The sequence below is a fragment of the Algibacter sp. YIN40 genome (assembly GCF_057219435.1).
In genome coordinates this window covers 1465282-1483969 of record NZ_JBXVVC010000001.1, presented here as the reverse complement: position 1 = coordinate 1483969, position 18688 = coordinate 1465282, and the positions used below count along the sequence as shown (strand labels likewise).

The window sequence follows — 18688 nt, the reverse complement described above, 5'->3', positions numbered from 1 at the left end:
TCTTCTAAAATTAAATTCCCAGTATTTTTTTCAATTGTTCATCATCGGTATCACTCCCTGCGAAATCATCAAAACGTTTATTAGTAGCTTCTATTATATGATCATTTATAAACTTAGCACCCTCCTTAGCACCTTGTTCTGGACTTTTTAACACACATTCCCATTCTAAAACTGCCCATACGTCGCAACCATATTCCGTTAATTTTGAAAAGACTGTTTTAAAGTCTATTTGCCCATCTCCTGGGGAACGATAACGACCTGCTCGATCTTTCCAGTCGTTGTAACCTCCAAATGTTCCTTTTTTACCTGTAGGATTGAACTCCGCATCTTTAACGTGAAACGCTTTAATAAACTCGTGATAGTGATCTATGTACTTAATATAATCTAATTGTTGAAGCACAAAATGAGAAGGATCATAAAGTATATTAACTGCTTTATGACTTCCTGTCGCTTCTAAAAAACGCTCAAATGTATCACCATCATGAATGTCTTCAACCGGATGCACCTCGTAACAAACGGCCACACCGTTTTCTTCAAACGTATTTAAAATTGGCTTCCAACGGTTCGCTAATTCCTTAAAACCGTATTCAATTAGTCCTTTTGGTTGTTGTGGCCATGGATGCATCATTGGCCAAAGCAATGAACCAGAGAATGTTGCATGTGTTTTTAAGCCCAAGCGTCTACTGGTAATTCCAGCTTTGTTCATTTGATCAATTGCCCAAGAGGTGCGTTCTTTATAATTTCCCTTTAAATGCTCTGGAGCAAAAACATCAAACATAATATTATGAGCAGGATGAACCGCTACTAACTGCCCTTGGATATGAGTTGAAAGTTCAGTAATTTCTAACCCATAACTGTTTATTTTTCCTTTAAAATCGTCACAATATGTTTGACTTTCTGCAGCAATATCTAAATCTATAATTGACTTATCTAGTGTAGGAACTTGAATACCTTTATAGCCTAAATCTGAAGCCCATTTACATAAACCATTTAACGAATTAAATGGCGCTTTACTATCCATAAATTGTGCTAAAAAAATAGCAGGCCCTTTTATAGTTTTCATCATTCTGTAGTTTCAATGTTTACCCAAATATTTCCATTTTGGTGAGACTCTACAGCCTTTTCAATAAAATTCATTCCTCTAACACCATCAATAATCGTTGGGAATTCTCCAGGATTGTAAGGCTCTTTGTTAATAGCTTTTGCCACTCCTTTATAAATATTCCCCATAGAGTCAAAAATGCCTTCAGGATGTCCAGGTGGTAATTTTGTTCCATCTAAAGATAACTTAGAATTATAAGCATGACCAGGTTTTAATAAACGGAGTGGTTTCCCATCTTCCATTAAATATAAATAATTAGGATTTTCCTGTTCCCATTTTAATCCTGCTTTATCACCGTAAACTTTTACAATAAAACTGTTTTCTTCCCCTGTTGCAATTTGGCTTGTACAGATAACCCCTTTCACATTGTTTGAACAACGAAGTAATACAGTTCCGTCTATATCCATTTTATTATCAGAATACAAATAGTTTAAATCTGCTAAAATCGATTCAACTTTTAAACCAGATACATATTCTAACATATCGAAAGCATGGGTTCCAATATCTCCCACACAACAACTAATTCCTGATTTTTCAGGATTTAAACGCCATGTTGTCGATCGTTTTTCTTTATCATGAATGATAGGGTTTATCCAACCTTGATAGTATTGCGCATCTATCTTTTGAATATTTCCTAAATCGCCATTTAAAATCATTTCGCGCATTTGGCGAATCATTGGATAACCGGTATACGTGTAAGTTACAGCAAAAACAGTTTTGACTTTATTTAAAGTAGTATTTAAAATTTTGGCTTCATCATAAGTCGTTGTCATTGGTTTTTCACAAATAACATTAAAACCACTTTCTAATAACTTATTTGCCATAGGAAAATGCAAAAAATTAGGTGTTAAAATGGACACTACTTGCATTCTTTCAGATTCTGGAAGTTTTAATTCTTCATCAACTAAGGTGTCAAAATCTTTGTAAATTCTATTTGTTGCCAAACCAATTTGTTTTGCAAAACCAATATTTTCTTCCCAATTTGGATTAAAAACACCTCCAACTATTTGATACTTATCATACATAGCCGAAGCGACACGATGCAAAACACCAATAAGAGAATCTCCTCCGCCTCCTAATATCCCAAGTCTAATCCTACTACCCATTTTTAAGCGTCTTTATATTCTACTTTTTCATTTTTAAATAAGAATGCAAACAATACGAACACACCTATAGCAAATAATGTTGGAAATTGCCAAATATCTAACCAGCTATGTGTACCATCTGCTAGCACATTTTTATCTACTATTTGTCCTGACACCCAAAAACCAACTAGCATACCAATACCATAAGTTGCCAATGTAATTAAACCTTGAGCTGCACTTTTAACTTTTTCACCGGCTTTTGAATCGGTATAAATCTGACCTGAGACGAAGAAAAAATCATAGCATATGCCATGTAAAGCAATACCAATAACTAGCATAAAAAATAAATCTCCTGCGTTACCAAATGCAAATAACGCATAACGGATTGCCCAAGCTAACATACCGAAAAGGATGGTTTTTTTAAATCCGTATTTCTTAAAGAAAAATGGCAATAATAGCATAAAACCTACTTCGGACATTTGTCCTAAAGAAGCCCAAGCAGTAGAATTTTCAACCTTATATTCTGTTAAAAACGGGCTGATGTTTTGATAGTAAAATGCTAGCGGAATACAGATTAATACGGAAGATAAAAAGAACACTAAAAAATTTCTATCCTTTAATAATTTTAAAGCTTCCAAACCTAAAATATCACTAATCGTTACTTTTTCATCTTTGGAAACACTTGGTGGTGTTTTGGGCAGTGTAAAGCTAAATACTCCTAAAACAGCTGAAGCAATAGCTACCATAGTAAACGTATTTGATAACAGACCTTGTCCAATATTTTCTATTGAATCCCATTTAAACACAAAACTAATTACTAAACCTGCCAAAATCCATCCTATAGTACCAAAAACACGAACTATTGGAAATTGTTTTGCTGGATCATTCATTTGATTAAATGATACTGAATTAACTAATGCTAAAGTTGGCATATAAGCAATCATATATCCTAAAACATATGGATAAAAGGTTGCAAACTCAGTAGATTTCGACATTTGATACATTAAAAATGCACCGACTAAATGTAACACTCCAAGAATTTTTTCAGCATTAAAAAATCGGTCTGCTATTAAACCAATAATAAATGGTGCAATAATAGCTCCCCACGATTGGGTCGAGTATGCCATTCCTGTTTCTGCTCCTGTTGCACTAAGATTGTTTCCCATAAACGATCCAAGCGTTACAAACCACCCGCCCCAAATAAAGAATTCGAGGAACATCATAAAGGATAATTGAAATTGTGTTGATTTTTTCATTTCTAGATTAGTTAGTTTTAGTTTGAATTATTTTATCATCTTAGCCGATTTTAATAATAAATCTCTAGTAGCTATAATACCTTTCTTTTCGGAATTATTATCTATATCTAATTCAACACTTATATATCCTTTGTATCCAGAGTCCTTTATAATTTGCAGCATTTTCAAAAAATCAATAGTAGTTTCATTACCATTTTCATCAAAGGCGTATGACTTGGCACTAACAGCTTTTGCAGCTGGCATCATTATCTTAATACCTTCATACTTATCTGGAAATTCCTCAAGACATTCTCCGCCGAAATAATCCTCAGAACGTTTGATGCACCAATTTCCAAAATCTGGTAGGGTCCCACAGTTCGGCGCATTTATCTCATTAATGACTTGCATCACTCTATTAGCATCAGAAGATATCCATCCATGATTTTCAACCAATACATTAATGTTTTTAGTAGCGGCATATTTCGATAATTTTGTAAGACCATCTTTGACCGTTTTCACCCAGACTTCAGGGTCGTTAGCTCCAAATGTATTTACCCGAATGGAATGACAACCTAAATAAGCGGCTGCATCTACCCATTTCTTGTGAGCTTCTACAGCATCATTTCGTATGTCCTCATCAGGATCTGCTAAATCTGGCTCGTGATCAACCATAATCAATAAATTTTTAACACCATGTTTTTCACTTTCATTTTTAAGACGTTCAATAACGGCATCTAGTCCCATAGAGTCAATTTGCCTCTCATAAAGTTGATTTACATATTCTACAGCTTGAAAGCCTAATGCTTTGGCTTCTTTAGCAAAATCGAAAGGATCAGTTCCATTCTCATTTATTTCATTATGAAAAGACCATTGTGCTAATGACAATTTGAAAAATGGTTTTTTAGCGACTTCCATTTTTGCAGAATCAGTTTCTTTTACTTCTTTTTTCTTTGTTTCTGCGCAATTGAACAAAACCAATAAAAAGAATATAAAAAATGATAAAATTATCTTAGAAGATACATTAGGAATAAACATAACTTAAGTTGTTTTTGAAAATTTTGAATCCGAAAAATATAAAATCATAATAGTAATCATGTGTATAATTATTCAGTGAAATAATTTAAACAAAAATTTAAATTTCAATTTTGATTAATTCTAACTGCTTTTGACGATATTCTATAGGCGTACATTTTTCATGTTTCTTAAAAACGGTGGAAAAATATTGACTTGTTGAAAACCCACAGGCAAATGCTACTTCAAGGACACTCATTTTTTCATTTTGCAACAAGATTTCTTTTGACATTTCCAATCTTTTAATCATTAAATAACGCATAGGTGTAAGATTAGTAATTTGTTTACAGTGATGCGTAAATCTGGTTAAACCAACACCTGCAGATTGTGCCATCTTTTCAATTGTCCAGGCCTCCGTTAAATTATTATCCAGTTCTTTCAAAAACAATTGTACGCTTCTTGAACTGTCTGTGAGTTGTTCATTCAACTCAACTTCTTCAACCACCAATAAATCCAACATTAATATTAGTAAATAATTTATTAGTAAACGTATTCTTGATGCATTAGAACCCCCTTTATCATTATCTACCGCTTTGCCTATTCTTTGAAAACAATCTCTAATTCGTTTATTAGTTTTCCAAACTATTTTTTCGTTCTGACGTAAAATGATTGTTAATTTTTCCAAATCATTTGAAGATAATAGAATCCAATCAGGCCATATCCAGTTTTGATGAGGTCTTCTTACTCCTAAATCTATAATTACCCAATAAAATTTACCCATTCCTATCGAAGGATTACCAACTTTATGTGCCTCCCATGGTCTTGTAACTGTTAGGTAATTGGGCTGTAATTCCATTTGATTACTCCCTTGTGCATAAGGCATTGTGCCCGACTCTAAAAAATGAATTTCTAAGCCCTCATTTCTATGCCAATCCAAACCCCAATCTTGCGGTTCATTTGCATCCCAATAACCTATACTATTTAATCCAAGTGTATCTTCGGTCAATCGATCACCTGGGTAAGTGTATCTAGCTAAAGCTTTAAACTTTAATTTGTTTCTATCCACGGCATCTATAAGTGACACACAAGTATCTGCGTGGTAAACAATACCGTCAGATTCAAAAGGCGCTATATTTTGTATATTTATCTTCATTGAAAAAAATTGAACAACTTTAACATGCAAATTAATTAATTTGCCGATAAATGTGTAATTTTAATGGCACTTAATTGATAAATTTCTAAAAATACTAACTTAATTTTAACAATAATGAACATTAACAATCAAAACCCTAATGAAAGTGAATATGATGCAATTGTTGTGGGAACTGGTATTTCCGGTGGTTGGGCAGCAAAAGAACTTTGCGAAAACGGATTAAAAACACTGGTTCTCGAACGTGGACGAATGGTAAAACATATTGAAGATTATCCAACGGCAAATATGGATCCTTGGGATTTACCAAATGGAGGAGCTCCTTTAAGAGAAACGAGAGAACGAAAATACAAACAAGACAGAGATAGTTCGGCAACTAATGAAGATGTTCAGCACTTTTTTGTTGATGACAAATTACATCCTTATAATGAAGACCGCCGATTTGATTGGATTAGAGGCTATCATGTAGGTGGCCGTTCTCTTATGTGGGGGCGTCATAGCTACCGTTTAAGTGACTTAGATTTTGAAGCTAACAAAAGAGAAGGTATAGCTGTTGATTGGCCAATTAGATATAAAGATATTGAACCATGGTATGACCGCGTTGAGGAATTCATTGGTGTAAGTGGTGAAAACTTAGGACTTGAACATTTTCCGGATCAAAAATTACTGAAGCCAATGGATTTGAATTGTGTTGAAGAAGACTTAAAAGCGGTTATAAAAGAAAAATATGAAGATAGAGTCCTTACTGTTGGCCGTGTTGCACATATAACTGAAGGAACAAAACCAGGCATGGGTAGAAGCACTTGCCAGTACAGAAATAGATGCAAGAGAGGTTGTCCGTTTGGAGCTTATTTTAGTAGTAACTCTTCTACGCTCCCAACAGCTGAAGCAACGGGAAATATGACCATGCGACCAAACTCAATTGTTCATGAGGTTATTTACGATGAACAACTAGGTAAAGCAACAGGAGTAAAAGTTATTGATACCGAAACTAATGAAACTTTTGAGTTTAAAGCCAAAATCATTTTCTTATGTGCTTCTGCAATGGCTTCAGCATCTATATTGTTACAATCAAAATCCGAAAGATTTCCAAACGGTCTAGGAAATGATAGTGGAGAACTAGGTCACAATGTAATGGATCACCATTTCAAGGTTGGTGCCAAGGGAATAATAAAAGGCTATGAAGATAAATATTACAAAGGTCGCAGGCCTACTGGCACTTATATGCCAAGATTCAGAAATATTGGTGGAGATACAGACCAGAGTTCATTCGTTAGAGGTTATGGTTTCCAAGGAGGTGCTAAACGCGATGGAGGCTCTGAATTAATAGCTGAATTAAAATATGGTCCGAAATTAAAAGAAGCCATTTTAAAACCTGGAGATTGGGAAATGGATTTTCATGGATTTGGAGAGACTTTACCAAATCATGACAACAGAATGTATCTTAATTATGACAAAAAGGATAAATGGGGATTACCTACAATAACCTTTGATGCTGACTTTGGAGAAAATGAATTAGCGATGCGTGAAGACATCAAACAACAAGCAGTTGAAATGCTTGAAGCCGGCGGATGTGAAAATATAGAAACCTATGATGAAAAAGTTGGTATGGGACTTGGAATTCATGAAATGGGTACTGCAAGAATGGGGCGTGACCCAAAAACATCTGTTTTAAATAAGTACAATCAGATACATGCTTGTAAAAATGTTTTTGTTACCGATGGATCATTTATGACTTCTGCTGGCAATCAAAATCCGTCATTAACATATATGGCATTTACTGCAAGAGCTGCAAATTTTGCTGCAGAAGAATTAAAAAAATCCAATCTTTAATATACTATTATGAAAAGAAGAGACGCATTAAAACACATTGGACTTACAGCAGGATTTGTAGTAGCTACACCAACATTAGTAAGTCTATTGCAAAGTTGCACAAGCGAAGTAAAAACCTGGATTCCAACTTTCTTAACTGGAGAACAGGGTATAGTGTTAAGAAAAATTGTTGATGTTTTTTTACCAAAATCTGATACGCCATCAGCAACAGAAGTAAATGTTCCAGAATTTATAGACAAATACATTAATGAGGTTTTTGATTTAGAAGATCAAGATAAACTAAACCATGGTTTTACCAATTTAATTAATCTATTAAAATCAGATTTTAAAAGCGATTTAAATGACCTTACAGAAGATGATTATAAAAATCTATTAGATAATCATATGCTCTTAAATGAATCTCCAACACCTGAAGATGATCCTATGACAATTTCAGACATATTACACACTTTTAAATGGATGTCAATTAATGCTTATATAACTAGCGAAACTGTTGGGGAAACAATTTTAGCTTACGACCCTGTTCCTGGTATCCCTAAAGAAAGCTGTATGACGGTTGAAGAGGCAACTGGTGGAGTAGCTTGGTCGTTAGATTAAAAAAAAATAAGTAATGCCAAAAATATGCGAGTAATAATTCTTATTCTAATAATTAGCATTATATACAATTGCAAAAACGTTGAGAAAAAAGAATCAGAGAAATGGGTAAAACTTTTTAATGGTAAAGATTTAACCGATTGGACAGTTAAAATAAATGGTTTCGAACTTAATAACAATTATAACAATACTTTTAGAATTGAAAACGAGGTTATAAAAGTATCTTATGATAATTATGATACTTTTACCAATCAATTTGGGCACTTATTTTATAAAACGCCTTTTTCAAATTACAGGTTTCGACTACAATATAGATTTATAGGTCAACAAGTTAAAGGCGGTCAAGGTTGGGCTACCAAAAATAGTGGTATAATGATTCATTGTCAATCCCCAGAAAGCATGTTACTAAATCAAGGCTTTCCTATCTCTTTAGAAGCTCAATTATTAGGAGGCATAAATACTGACGAACCTAGACCATCTGGAAATTTGTGTACACCAGGGACTCATGTAGTAATGAACGAAAATTTGATTACAGAACATTGCATAAAAGCTAACTGCGAAACCATTTATGATGAAAGGTGGGTTGATGCAGAAGTTATTGTAAGCAATGATTCCATTACTCATATTATTAACGGGAACCCTGTTATTTCATATTCAAAACCAATAATTGGAGGTCAATTTTTAGATAGCGCTTCTAAAGAAATTCAAGGAAAAGAAGGACAACCTCTGACAAGCGGTTATATTTCTTTACAAAGCGAAAGTCATCCTATAGAATTTAGGAATATTGAAATCTTAGAATTGTAACTATACAATTCCATAACTATTTTTTAACTATGAGCAAAAATAGCAAATTAAATAGCAGAAGATCTTTCATAAAAAAAGCATCTATTGCAACTGTAGGAATTTCGATAATACCAAGACATGTGATGGGTAGCGGCTTTATTCCGCCAAGTGATAAATTAAATATTGCTGTAATAGGCGCTGGAGGCAAAGGATATTCTGATATGATGAATGTTTGGAACAATGGCGCTTCAAATATTGCTGCCATTTGTGATGTTGATTGGAATAGAGCAGCAGAAGCATTTAAACAATTCCCAAAAGCGAAAAAGTTTAAAGATTACAGAAAATTACTAGATGAAATGACACATATTGATGCTATAACTGTATCAACTCCAGATCATACTCATGCTGTTATTACGCTTGCAGCCATGCAATTAAATAAAGATGTTTATGTACAAAAACCTTTAACTCACAATATTCATGAAGCCAGAGTACTTACCAAAGCGGCCAACACCTATAAAATTGTAACCCAAATGGGAAATCAAGGGGCGTCTGGCAAAGGTGTACAGACTATGATGGATTGGTTTAATTCTGGAACAATAGGAACCGTAAATCAAGTAAACGTTTGGACAAATAGACCTGTTTGGCCACAAGGTATAAAAACACCAACTGAAAAACCTAATTTACTTGATAATTTAGATTGGGATAACTGGGTTGGGCCAGCAGAATGGGTCGATTATCACCCACTTTATCATCCATTTAAATGGCGTGGTTGGTGGAATTTTGGAACTGGGGCGCTAGGCGATATGGGCTGTCATTTAATGGACCCACCATACAGAGTTTTGGGCTTAGGATATCCAACCGAAGTTGAATCTAGCGTTGGCTCTATATACACCCAAGATTGGACACCGGACTATTATCCTGAATCTTGTCCGCCTTCATCAAGAACACAGTTAAAATTTGAAGCCTCAGAAAAAAACCCTTCAACAGTTAAACTTAATTGGACTGATGGTGGTTTAAGACCATTCCATCCGGAGCTTATACCTGCCGATCACCCAATTGGAGATGAAAATAGCACGAATGGCGTTATAATGATAGGCGACAAAGGCATTATGACTTGCGGAACCTATGGTAGAAATCCGAAAATCTATTTAAACAACGGAGATGTTATTCTTCCAACAAAAGAAGAAGATATTGCCGACAATAGTAACTTACCTGAGAATGGGCATCATATGCAATGGGTTGAAGCTTGTAAAGCTGGCTATAATAGTGAGGCACATAAAACCTTAACTTCTTCTTTTGATTTTGCTGGACCATTAACAGAATCTATTTTAATGGGCAACTTAGCGATAAGAAGTTTTAATCTAAGAAATGAAACGAAAAACAATCGATTTGAATATCCTGGTAGAAAAAAATTATTATGGGACGGTAAAAATATGAAGGTTACTAATTTTGAATCTGCTAACCAATTTGTAAAACGAAAATATCGCAACGGCTGGAAATTAGATTAATTAAAAAATACACAATAGTGACCCAACAAAACTGCGCTCAAGCGAAACTTAAAAAAAAGTTTATGATTTTTCCTATGTCAATTATTTACTCTACAATAAATTTTCCTTTCATTAAACCTGAGTGACCAGGAAAACTACATAAAAAATCATAAATTCCAGATGCTGGAGCTTCAAATTCTATAGTTGTTACCTGTCCTCCTCCAATCAAATCTGTGTGGGCAATTATATCTTGGGAATTCTTTGGTATATATTTATTTTCTCTTTCTATTGAAGCCTTAGCAGCAAAAGCCGTTAAATCAACCCCTTCTTTTAGTATTACCAAATTGTGCCCCATTACATTTATATCAAGTTTACCAACATGCCTTAGAGTAAGTCTTACTTTTTTTCCCGAATTAACTTTTATTTCACTAACATTGAACTTCATCAAATCATTTGATGTAATCACAACATTATTAGCATCCTTATCAGCAGTTTCATCTCCTTTTACTTCGCTAGTCTTATTACTCTCATAAGAAAATCCTTCTTTCTTCTTTTCTTCTTTTCCTCCACAACCAATTAACACTAAACATGAAAAAATTGAAAGGAATATAAACTTTGTTAATTTCATTTTTTGATATTTTATTTTAACACTAGTCCAAATATAGCCAATAATACTAAAAGGTTAGTACAGTTTTAATCACTGAAATAAATTATACACCTTTGCTACTTTAACACATACCTCTTTAATAAATAATTAAATCTATGTAAATCTAATAAAATTATAAAATATAATCTGTGCTAATAAAATTGGATGTTTTTTTATCTAACAATTCTTCTAAAATGGCATTATTATAGTCGTTATCTTTTGAGGCCACAAATGTTCGTATTGAAAAAGATCGCAATGCATCATGAACACTCAAGGTTCCATATGCTGAATCTTTTCTACCCGTAAATGGATAAACATCTGGACCTCTTTGACATGAGCTATTTAGATTAACACGACATACTAAATTTACTAGAGTATCAATTAACGGTGATAAAGTATTTACATTTTTACCAAACAAACTTACTTGTTGTCCATAATCTGATTCTGCCATATCATCAAGAGGTTCTTCTATATCTGAAAAAGAAACAATAGGTACTACTGGACCAAATTGTTCTTCTTTAAAAACACGCATCTCTTTATTTACTGGATACAATACTGCAGGAAAAATAAAATTATCGGTAGTTTTTCCTCCTTTAATATTCAATATATCAGCACCTTTTTCTTTAGCGTCATCAATTAATTCTTGAATATACCCTGGTTTGTCTTCTTCGGGAAGTGGTGTTAATTTAGCTCCTACTTCCCAAGGATTTCCGAATTTGAGCTGGTCTACTTTATACGAAAACCTTCTATTAAACTCTTCAACAACAGACTCGTGCACATACAATACTTTAAGTGCAGTGCAGCGCTGTCCGTTAAAAGATAATGTTCCTGCTATACATTCTTCAACTGCTAAATCTAAATCGGCATCTGGCAGTACTATGGCTGGATTTTTAGCTTCTAAACCTAAAACCATACGCAATCTATTTCCTTTTGGGTGTTGCGCTTGCAATGCATTTGCAGATTTACTATTCCCGATTAGTGCCAGTACATCTATTTTACCAGACTTCATAATTGGAGTTGCCAGCACACGACCACGTCCATATACTATGTTTACAACGCCTTCTGGGAAACTACTTTGAAATGCTTCCAATAATGGCGAAATAAGTAAAACACCTATTTTTGCAGGTTTAAAAATAACTGGATTACCCATGATTAATGCTGGAATCAATAATGTAAAAGTTTCATTTAGCGGATAATTATAAGGCCCTAAACATAATACAACCCCAAGAGGCCCACGGCGGATATGTGCATATACACCACCACTCTTTTCAAACTTTGCTGAACCTCGGTCAATTTCTTTATAAGCTTCAATTGTATCATAAATGTAATCTACTGTTCTATCAAATTCCTTTTCTGAATCTGGTAGATTTTTTCCTATTTCCCACATTAAAAGCTTTACAACTTCTTCACGCTTAGTCTTCATTTGTTCAACAAATGTTTCCATGCATGCAATTCTATCGGCTACTTTCATAGTTGGCCATAAGCCTTTTCCTTTATCATAAGCCAATGTTGCAGAATTAAGGGCATCTAATGCTTCTTTTTCACCTAACTGAGGAATAGTTCCTAATAAAGTTGGCTTATAATCTTCTGTTGATGAAATAGTTGAGAATACCTCAGCTGTTTCACCATTCCATTGTTTTAATTCACCATCAACTAAATAAGTGTTTTGATGTAAAAGTGATTTGATCTTATATTCTTCTGGTATTTCTAAAAAAGTATCTTTCATAATCTGAAAATTTAAGAGCACTAATTTAATGTAAACCTGTCTATAATAACGCCTAAATACTATATAAACAGCATAATACACACGAAAACGATGTAGATGAGCTTACTAAAAAAGTGTTTTCCTTATCCAACATTTATCACTTATCAAACATCACTACAAGTTGAATTTACTCTAATAAAAAACCTGTCAAAATGATAACATCAGACAGGTTCTTACAAAATATAGTTTAGTCTAGTTGTGTTCTATACTATTGGCTTCATTGCTGTCATAGATGATCTTAAAAACTCCCCAACTTTTTCAACTGGATGATTTCTTAAAGCTGCATTTACTTCAATAAGCTTCGCATTATCAACACCATCACCGTTATCTTTAGAATAAGGCTTCCCAATAACATCTGTTTTAATGTTTTTCATGAAATCTGTTAATAAAGGCTTACATGCATGGTCGAATAAATAACATCCGTACTCAGCAGTATCAGAAATCACACTGTTCATTTCGTATAATTTACGTCTTGCAATCGTGTTAGCTATAAGTGGCGTTTCGTGTAACGACTCGTAGTATGCAGAAGCATCAATAATTCCAGAATCTGTCATCGCTTCAAAAGCCAACTCAACACCTGCCCTTACCATTGCTACCAATAACACACCATTATCATAGTACTCTTGCTCTGAAATTTCAACATCACCAGCTGGTGTTTTTTCAAAATTTGTTTCGGCAGTCGCAGCTCTCCACGTTAATAAATTCTTATCGTCGTTAGCCCAATCTGCCATCATACCTTCAGAGAAACGTCCTTCAATAATGTCATCCATATGCTTTTGGAACAATGGACGCATGATATCTTTTAATTCTTCTGATAATTCAAAAGCTTTAATTTTTGCCGTGTTAGACAAACGATCCATCATATTAGTTACACCTCCATATTTAAGACCTTCCGTTACTGCTTCCCATCCATATTGAATTAATTTTGAAGCATACCCTGCATCAATACCTTCTTCAACCATTTTATCAAAACAAAGTATTGAACCTGTTTGTAACAAACCACATAAAATGGTTTGCTCTCCCATTAAATCAGACTTAACCTCTGCAATAAAAGACGATGCCAAAACACCTGCTCTATCACCACCTGTTGCAACAGCATAAGCCTTAGCTTGTGCCCAGCCTTTTCCTTCTGGATCGTTTTCATCGTGCACAGCTATTAAAGTTGGCACACCAAAACCTCTTTTATATTCTTCTCTTACTTCTGTTCCTGGGCACTTTGGCGCTACCATGATTACAGTGAGATCTTTACGAATTTGCATCCCTTCTTCAACAATATTAAAACCATGAGAATACGATAATGTTGCTCCTTTTTTCATTAAAGGCATAACCGTATTTACGGCATTAGTATGTTGCTTGTCTGGAGTTAAGTTTAACACTAAATCTGCCGTAGGAATCAACTCTTGGTAATTACCAACATTAAATCCATTTTCTGATGCATTTAAAAAAGATTGACGCTTTTCTACAATCGCAGCATCTCGTAATGCATAAGAAATATCTAATCCAGAATCTCTCATATTTAAACCTTGGTTTAACCCTTGAGCACCACATCCTACAATAACTATTTTTTTACCTTTTAATGCGTTTACGCCATCTGTAAATTCTGAAGCGTCCATAAATCTACACTTCGACAATTGATTTAATTTATCTCTTAGCGATAGTGTGTTAAAATAATTTCCCATTTTATATTTGATTGTAATTATTATTGGTTATTAAATGCTTTTAGCATTTCGGTTATTTTCATTTCGTCTTTTGTAACTGCAATTCTTCCCGAACGTACAAATTGCATAATGCCAAACACGTTTAAATCGCGCCTTAAAGACTCTATTTCATTTCTTCTACCCGATTTTTCAAGTACAAAAAACTCTTTATTTACTGTTACAATTCTAGCGTAACTTTCTTTAATTATATTCTGAATTTGAGGTTCATTAAACAACAAAGCGGATTTGATTTTAAACATACAAGATTCCGTAAAAATAGTTTCATCTTCTGTATGATAGTATGCTCGAATCGTTTCAACTTGTTTCTCTATTTGCTTTACAATCTTACTTGCATTAGTTTCGGTTATGTCAACTACAATTACAAATCGATTTACACCATCAATTTCTGATTGCGATGTCGTCAAACTTTCAATATTGATATGTCTACGCTGAAAAATGGCAGATATCCGATTCAATAAACCGATATTATTTTCGGTGTATATTGATATAGTAAATGATTTTATTTCTTCGTTCATTTCTTTTCTCTTAACTTAATCTAACATCTGAAACCGATGCTCCTGCAGGAATCATTGGAAATACATTATCTTCTTTTTCTACACAAACTTCCAGGAAATAGGATTCTTTTGAAACCATCATTTCTTTTACAGCATCTTCTAATTCATCACGTTTTGTTACTTTTCTCGCTTTAATATAATACCCCTCGGCAATAGCTACAAAATTTGGATTTGTCATTTCGGTAGAAGCGTAACGCTTATCGAAAAACAGCTGTTGCCATTGACGCACCATTCCTAAAAACTCATTATTAAGAACAACTATTTTTACAGCTGTTTTTTGCTGAAAAATAGTTCCTAATTCTTGAATATTCATTTGGTAACCGCCATCTCCTATAATAGCAACCACCTCGCGTTCTGGCGCTGCCATTTTAGCTCCGATAGCCGCCGGAAGAGCAAATCCCATAGTGCCTAAGCCACCTGAAGTAATATTACTTTTTGTAATATTAAAATCTGCATATCTACAAGCAATCATTTGATGTTGTCCCACATCTGAAACAATGGCTGCGTTTCCTTTACTTTCAATATTTATTTGCTTCAACACCTCTCCCATAGTCAATCCTTCTTTTGTAGGGTGGATATCGCCTTTAATTACCTTATCAAATTCAATAGCATATAAATCTTTGAATTCTTGCAACCAAGAGTTGTGAGAATTTTCATTTAAGGCATCAACAAGCATTGTTAAGCTTTCTTTTGAATTCCCTAAAACAGCTACATCGGTTTTTACATTTTTATCAATTTCCGCGGGGTCAATATCAAAGTGAATAATTTTCGCTTGTTTAGCATACGTATCTAAACTACCCGTTACTCGGTCATCAAAACGCATACCGATAGCAATTAACACATCACATTCGTTTGTTAATTTATTTGGTGCATAATTACCGTGCATTCCAACCATTCCTATATTTAAAGGATGTGATGTTGGTAATGCAGAAGCTCCTAAAATAGTCCAAGCAGAAGGAATTCCAGCTTTTTCAATTACTTTTTTAAGCTCTTCTTCGGCTTGACCTAAAATAACACCTTGTCCCCAAACAATCATTGGTTTTTTAGCATTATTAATCAATTTCGCAGCAGCGTTAACCGATTCTTGATTTGTTTTGGGAATAGGCTTATAGCTTCTTACTCCTTCACATTTTTCGTATTTAAAATCGAATTCAGTAACCTGAGCATCTTTGGTAATATCAACTAATACAGGTCCTGGTCTTCCACTTTTTGCAATGTAAAATGCTTTTGCGATGGCTCCTGGAATATCTTCTGCTCTAGTAACTTGACAGTTCCATTTGGTAACCGGCGTAGAAATACCAACAATATCGGTTTCTTGAAACGCATCACTTCCTAATAAATGAGAAAACACTTGCCCAGTAATACATACTAAGGGAGTAGAATCGATCTGTGCATCTGCAATTCCTGTTATTAAATTAGTTGCTCCTGGTCCTGACGTTGCCATAGCGACACCAACTTTACCAGATATACGTGCATAGCCTTGAGCTGCATGCGCAGCACCTTGTTCATGACGTGTTAAAACGTGATGAATCTTATCCTGAAATTTGTATAATTCATCATAAACAGGCATAATAGCTCCTCCAGGATATCCATAAAGAATATCAACTCCTTCAGCCATCAAACTTCTTACAACAGCTTCACTACCTTTTATTCGTTGTGTTTTTTCTGCCACTTCTTTTTTTGTGTTAATTGTTTGTGTTTTCATATTCTCAACATTTAACGATGTGATTCCTGCCTACGCAGAAATAACAATTTATTATGCATCTGTTACACAGCCTTTTGAAGCCGAAGCAACCGATTTTGCATATTTATATAATATTCCTTTTTTGTGCTTTAATGCTGGTTGTATCCAACGTGCTTTTCTTTCTACTAATTCTTCATTAGAAAGCAACACATTAATGGAGTTGTCTTCGGCACTAATTCTAATTTTATCACCCGTTTTTAATAAACCAATTGTTCCTCCCTCTTGAGCTTCTGGTGTAATATGTCCAACAACAAATCCGTGAGTTCCTCCAGAAAAACGACCGTCTGTAATTAATGCAACAGATTTACCTAATCCTGCTCCCATAATTAGTGATGTTGGTTTTAACATTTCTGGCATCCCTGGACCTCCTTTTGGGCCTACATAACGAATAACAACTACATCGCCTCTTTCAACTTCACCATTAGAAATTCCAGTATTTGCAGCTTGTTCCCCATCATATACTACCGCTTTCCCTTCAAACAACAGGCCTTCATTTCCTGATATTTTCGCTACAGCACCTTCTTCGGCAAGATTTCCATAAAGGATCTGTAAGTTCCCCGAAGATTTTAATGCTTTATCTTTTGGATAAATAACATCTTGACTATCTTCTTCAAATGAAAGTGGTTCAACATCTGCTAAATTTTCTGCTAATGTTTTTCCTGTTACTGTTAAACAATCGCCGTGTAGATAACCATTGTCAAGTAAATATTTCATTACTGCTGGTGTTCCACCAACTCCATGAACATCTTCCATTAAATATTTTCCGCTAGGTTTCAAGTCTGCAATTAATGGCGTTCTATCACTTACACGTTGAAAATCTTCTAATGTAAATTCAATATCTGCAGCATGAGCAATTGCTAAGAAATGTAATACCGCATTGGTAGAACCACCTAAAGCATTTACAAGAGCTATTGCATTTTCAATTGATTTTTTTGAAATTATATCGAGAGGTTTTAAATCTAATTCTAAAAGATTTTTTATAGCTCTGGCAGTTCTTTCGCTTTCTGATAATTTATTTGGATTTTCTGCTGGAATAGAAGAGTTATACGGCAATGCAAAGCCCATACACTCTATAGCCGAAGCCATAGTATTTGCGGTATACATACCACCACATGCTCCTGCACCCGGAATAGCTCGTCTTATAATATCTCTATATTCGTCTTCATCAATTTCGCCAGCTACTTTTTGACCTAATGCTTCAAAAGCTGAGACAATATTTAATTTTCTTCCTTTATATTTTCCAGATGCTATGGTACCACCGTACATCATAATTGAAGGACGATTTAATCGCAACATAGCAATAACGGCACCTGGCATATTTTTATCACAACCTACAACAGAAACTAGCGCATCATAACTTTGCGCATTCATAACGGTTTCAATAGAATCTGCAATAATATCACGAGATGCTAAAGAATAATTCATCCCCGAAGTTCCCATGGAAATACCATCACTAACACCAATAGTGTTGAATCCTAAACCTACTAAACCAGCAATTTTAGTTTCAATCTTTACCTCAGCAGCTAAACCATTTAAATGCATGTTACATGGATTTCCGTCATATCCTGTACTAGCAATACCAACTTGAGCTTTACTCATATCTTCATCAGTCAAACCAACTGCGTATAGCATGGCTTGAGATGCTGGCTGAGATTCATCTTGTGTTAATCTTTTACTATGTTTATTAAGTTCTTTCATGTTTTTTGCAAAAAATTTCGCCTTTCTTACTTAATGATAATTATTTTAATAGTTTTTAAGAATTTGCTTGAAAAATCCATAAACCCTTTAAAAGGTTACGAAATTATATTATTACATTATTAAATCTACTATTTACTCTATTCTTTGGTTAAATTCAGCATTACAAAAATTAATTTAATATGTTGACTAACAATGCTTTAAATGATTATTTTTATGATGTTCAAAATTATAAAAATATTCCATAAAAAAAGCCTTCCGTTTTAGGGAAGACTTTAAAATTTAT

The 18688-nt window shown here is 34.1% G+C and carries 15 protein-coding genes; 4 read left to right on the top strand and 11 right to left on the bottom strand.

Going from position 1 to position 18688, the window contains the following annotated elements; genetic code table 11:
* Window positions 1-10 precede the first annotated feature (10 nt).
* From AC2D6V_RS06825 to AC2D6V_RS06805, 5 genes are all read right to left on the bottom strand, one after another.
* Window positions 11-1063, bottom strand: a complete 1053-nt coding sequence (locus AC2D6V_RS06825; protein WP_484647301.1) for a sugar phosphate isomerase/epimerase family protein — start codon at window positions 1061-1063, stop codon at window positions 11-13.
* Window positions 1063-2208: a Gfo/Idh/MocA family protein gene (locus AC2D6V_RS06820; RefSeq protein ID WP_484647300.1), complete on the bottom strand. Its 1146-nt coding sequence runs from the start codon at window positions 2206-2208 to the stop codon at window positions 1063-1065. The genes AC2D6V_RS06825 and AC2D6V_RS06820 overlap by 1 nt, the downstream gene beginning before the upstream one ends.
* 2 nt (window positions 2209-2210) lie before the next feature.
* Complete coding sequence (locus tag AC2D6V_RS06815; protein WP_484647299.1) at window positions 2211-3443, bottom strand: nucleoside permease; 1233 nt, start codon at window positions 3441-3443, stop codon at window positions 2211-2213.
* Between the two features lie 27 nt (window positions 3444-3470).
* On the bottom strand, window positions 3471-4457 hold the full coding sequence (locus tag AC2D6V_RS06810) for a sugar phosphate isomerase/epimerase family protein (protein WP_484647298.1): 987 nt from the start codon (window positions 4455-4457) through the stop codon (window positions 3471-3473).
* 97 nt (window positions 4458-4554) lie between these two features.
* Complete coding sequence (locus AC2D6V_RS06805; RefSeq protein WP_484647297.1) at window positions 4555-5586, bottom strand: helix-turn-helix transcriptional regulator; 1032 nt, start codon at window positions 5584-5586, stop codon at window positions 4555-4557.
* A 114-nt stretch (window positions 5587-5700) separates the two neighbouring features.
* On the opposite strand from AC2D6V_RS06805, the gene AC2D6V_RS06800 reads away from it, so the two are divergent.
* The 4 genes from AC2D6V_RS06800 to AC2D6V_RS06785 are packed head-to-tail and all read left to right on the top strand — an operon-like array spanning window position 5701 to window position 10301.
* Window positions 5701-7416 (top strand): GMC oxidoreductase, encoded by a 1716-nt coding sequence (locus AC2D6V_RS06800; RefSeq protein WP_484647296.1) that lies wholly within the window; start codon window positions 5701-5703, stop codon window positions 7414-7416.
* A gap of 9 nt (window positions 7417-7425) precedes the next feature.
* Window positions 7426-8013: a gluconate 2-dehydrogenase subunit 3 family protein gene (locus AC2D6V_RS06795; protein ID WP_484647295.1), complete on the top strand. Its 588-nt coding sequence runs from the start codon at window positions 7426-7428 to the stop codon at window positions 8011-8013.
* Window positions 8014-8037: 24 nt separating this feature from the next.
* A complete protein-coding gene (locus AC2D6V_RS06790; RefSeq protein ID WP_484647294.1) occupies window positions 8038-8814 on the top strand; it encodes a 3-keto-disaccharide hydrolase in 777 nt (258 codons plus the stop codon).
* Window positions 8815-8843: 29 nt separating this feature from the next.
* Complete coding sequence (locus AC2D6V_RS06785; protein WP_484647293.1) at window positions 8844-10301, top strand: Gfo/Idh/MocA family protein; 1458 nt, start codon at window positions 8844-8846, stop codon at window positions 10299-10301.
* A gap of 85 nt (window positions 10302-10386) precedes the next feature.
* Here the strand turns inward: AC2D6V_RS06785 and AC2D6V_RS06780 are convergent, their stop codons facing one another.
* The 6 genes from AC2D6V_RS06780 to ilvD form a co-directional block, all read right to left on the bottom strand.
* The gene (locus AC2D6V_RS06780) at window positions 10387-10908 is read right to left on the bottom strand and encodes a plastocyanin/azurin family copper-binding protein (RefSeq protein WP_484647292.1); all 522 of its coding nucleotides are present in this window, start codon (window positions 10906-10908) and stop codon (window positions 10387-10389) included.
* A gap of 151 nt (window positions 10909-11059) precedes the next feature.
* Window positions 11060-12652, bottom strand: a complete 1593-nt coding sequence (locus tag AC2D6V_RS06775) for an NADP-dependent glyceraldehyde-3-phosphate dehydrogenase (protein WP_484647291.1) — start codon at window positions 12650-12652, stop codon at window positions 11060-11062.
* A gap of 242 nt (window positions 12653-12894) precedes the next feature.
* Window positions 12895-14370: a ketol-acid reductoisomerase gene (ilvC, locus tag AC2D6V_RS06770; RefSeq protein ID WP_484647290.1), complete on the bottom strand. Its 1476-nt coding sequence runs from the start codon at window positions 14368-14370 to the stop codon at window positions 12895-12897.
* Between the two features lie 20 nt (window positions 14371-14390).
* Window positions 14391-14924, bottom strand: coding sequence for an acetolactate synthase small subunit (gene ilvN / locus AC2D6V_RS06765; protein ID WP_484647289.1), 534 nt, complete (start codon window positions 14922-14924; stop codon window positions 14391-14393).
* A 10-nt stretch (window positions 14925-14934) separates the two neighbouring features.
* On the bottom strand, window positions 14935-16668 hold the full coding sequence (gene ilvB / locus AC2D6V_RS06760) for a biosynthetic-type acetolactate synthase large subunit (protein ID WP_484647288.1): 1734 nt from the start codon (window positions 16666-16668) through the stop codon (window positions 14935-14937).
* Window positions 16669-16719: 51 nt separating this feature from the next.
* Entirely contained in the window at window positions 16720-18405 is a 1686-nt protein-coding gene (gene ilvD / locus AC2D6V_RS06755) for a dihydroxy-acid dehydratase (RefSeq protein WP_484647287.1), read from the bottom strand.
* Window positions 18406-18688: the final 283 nt, after the last annotated feature.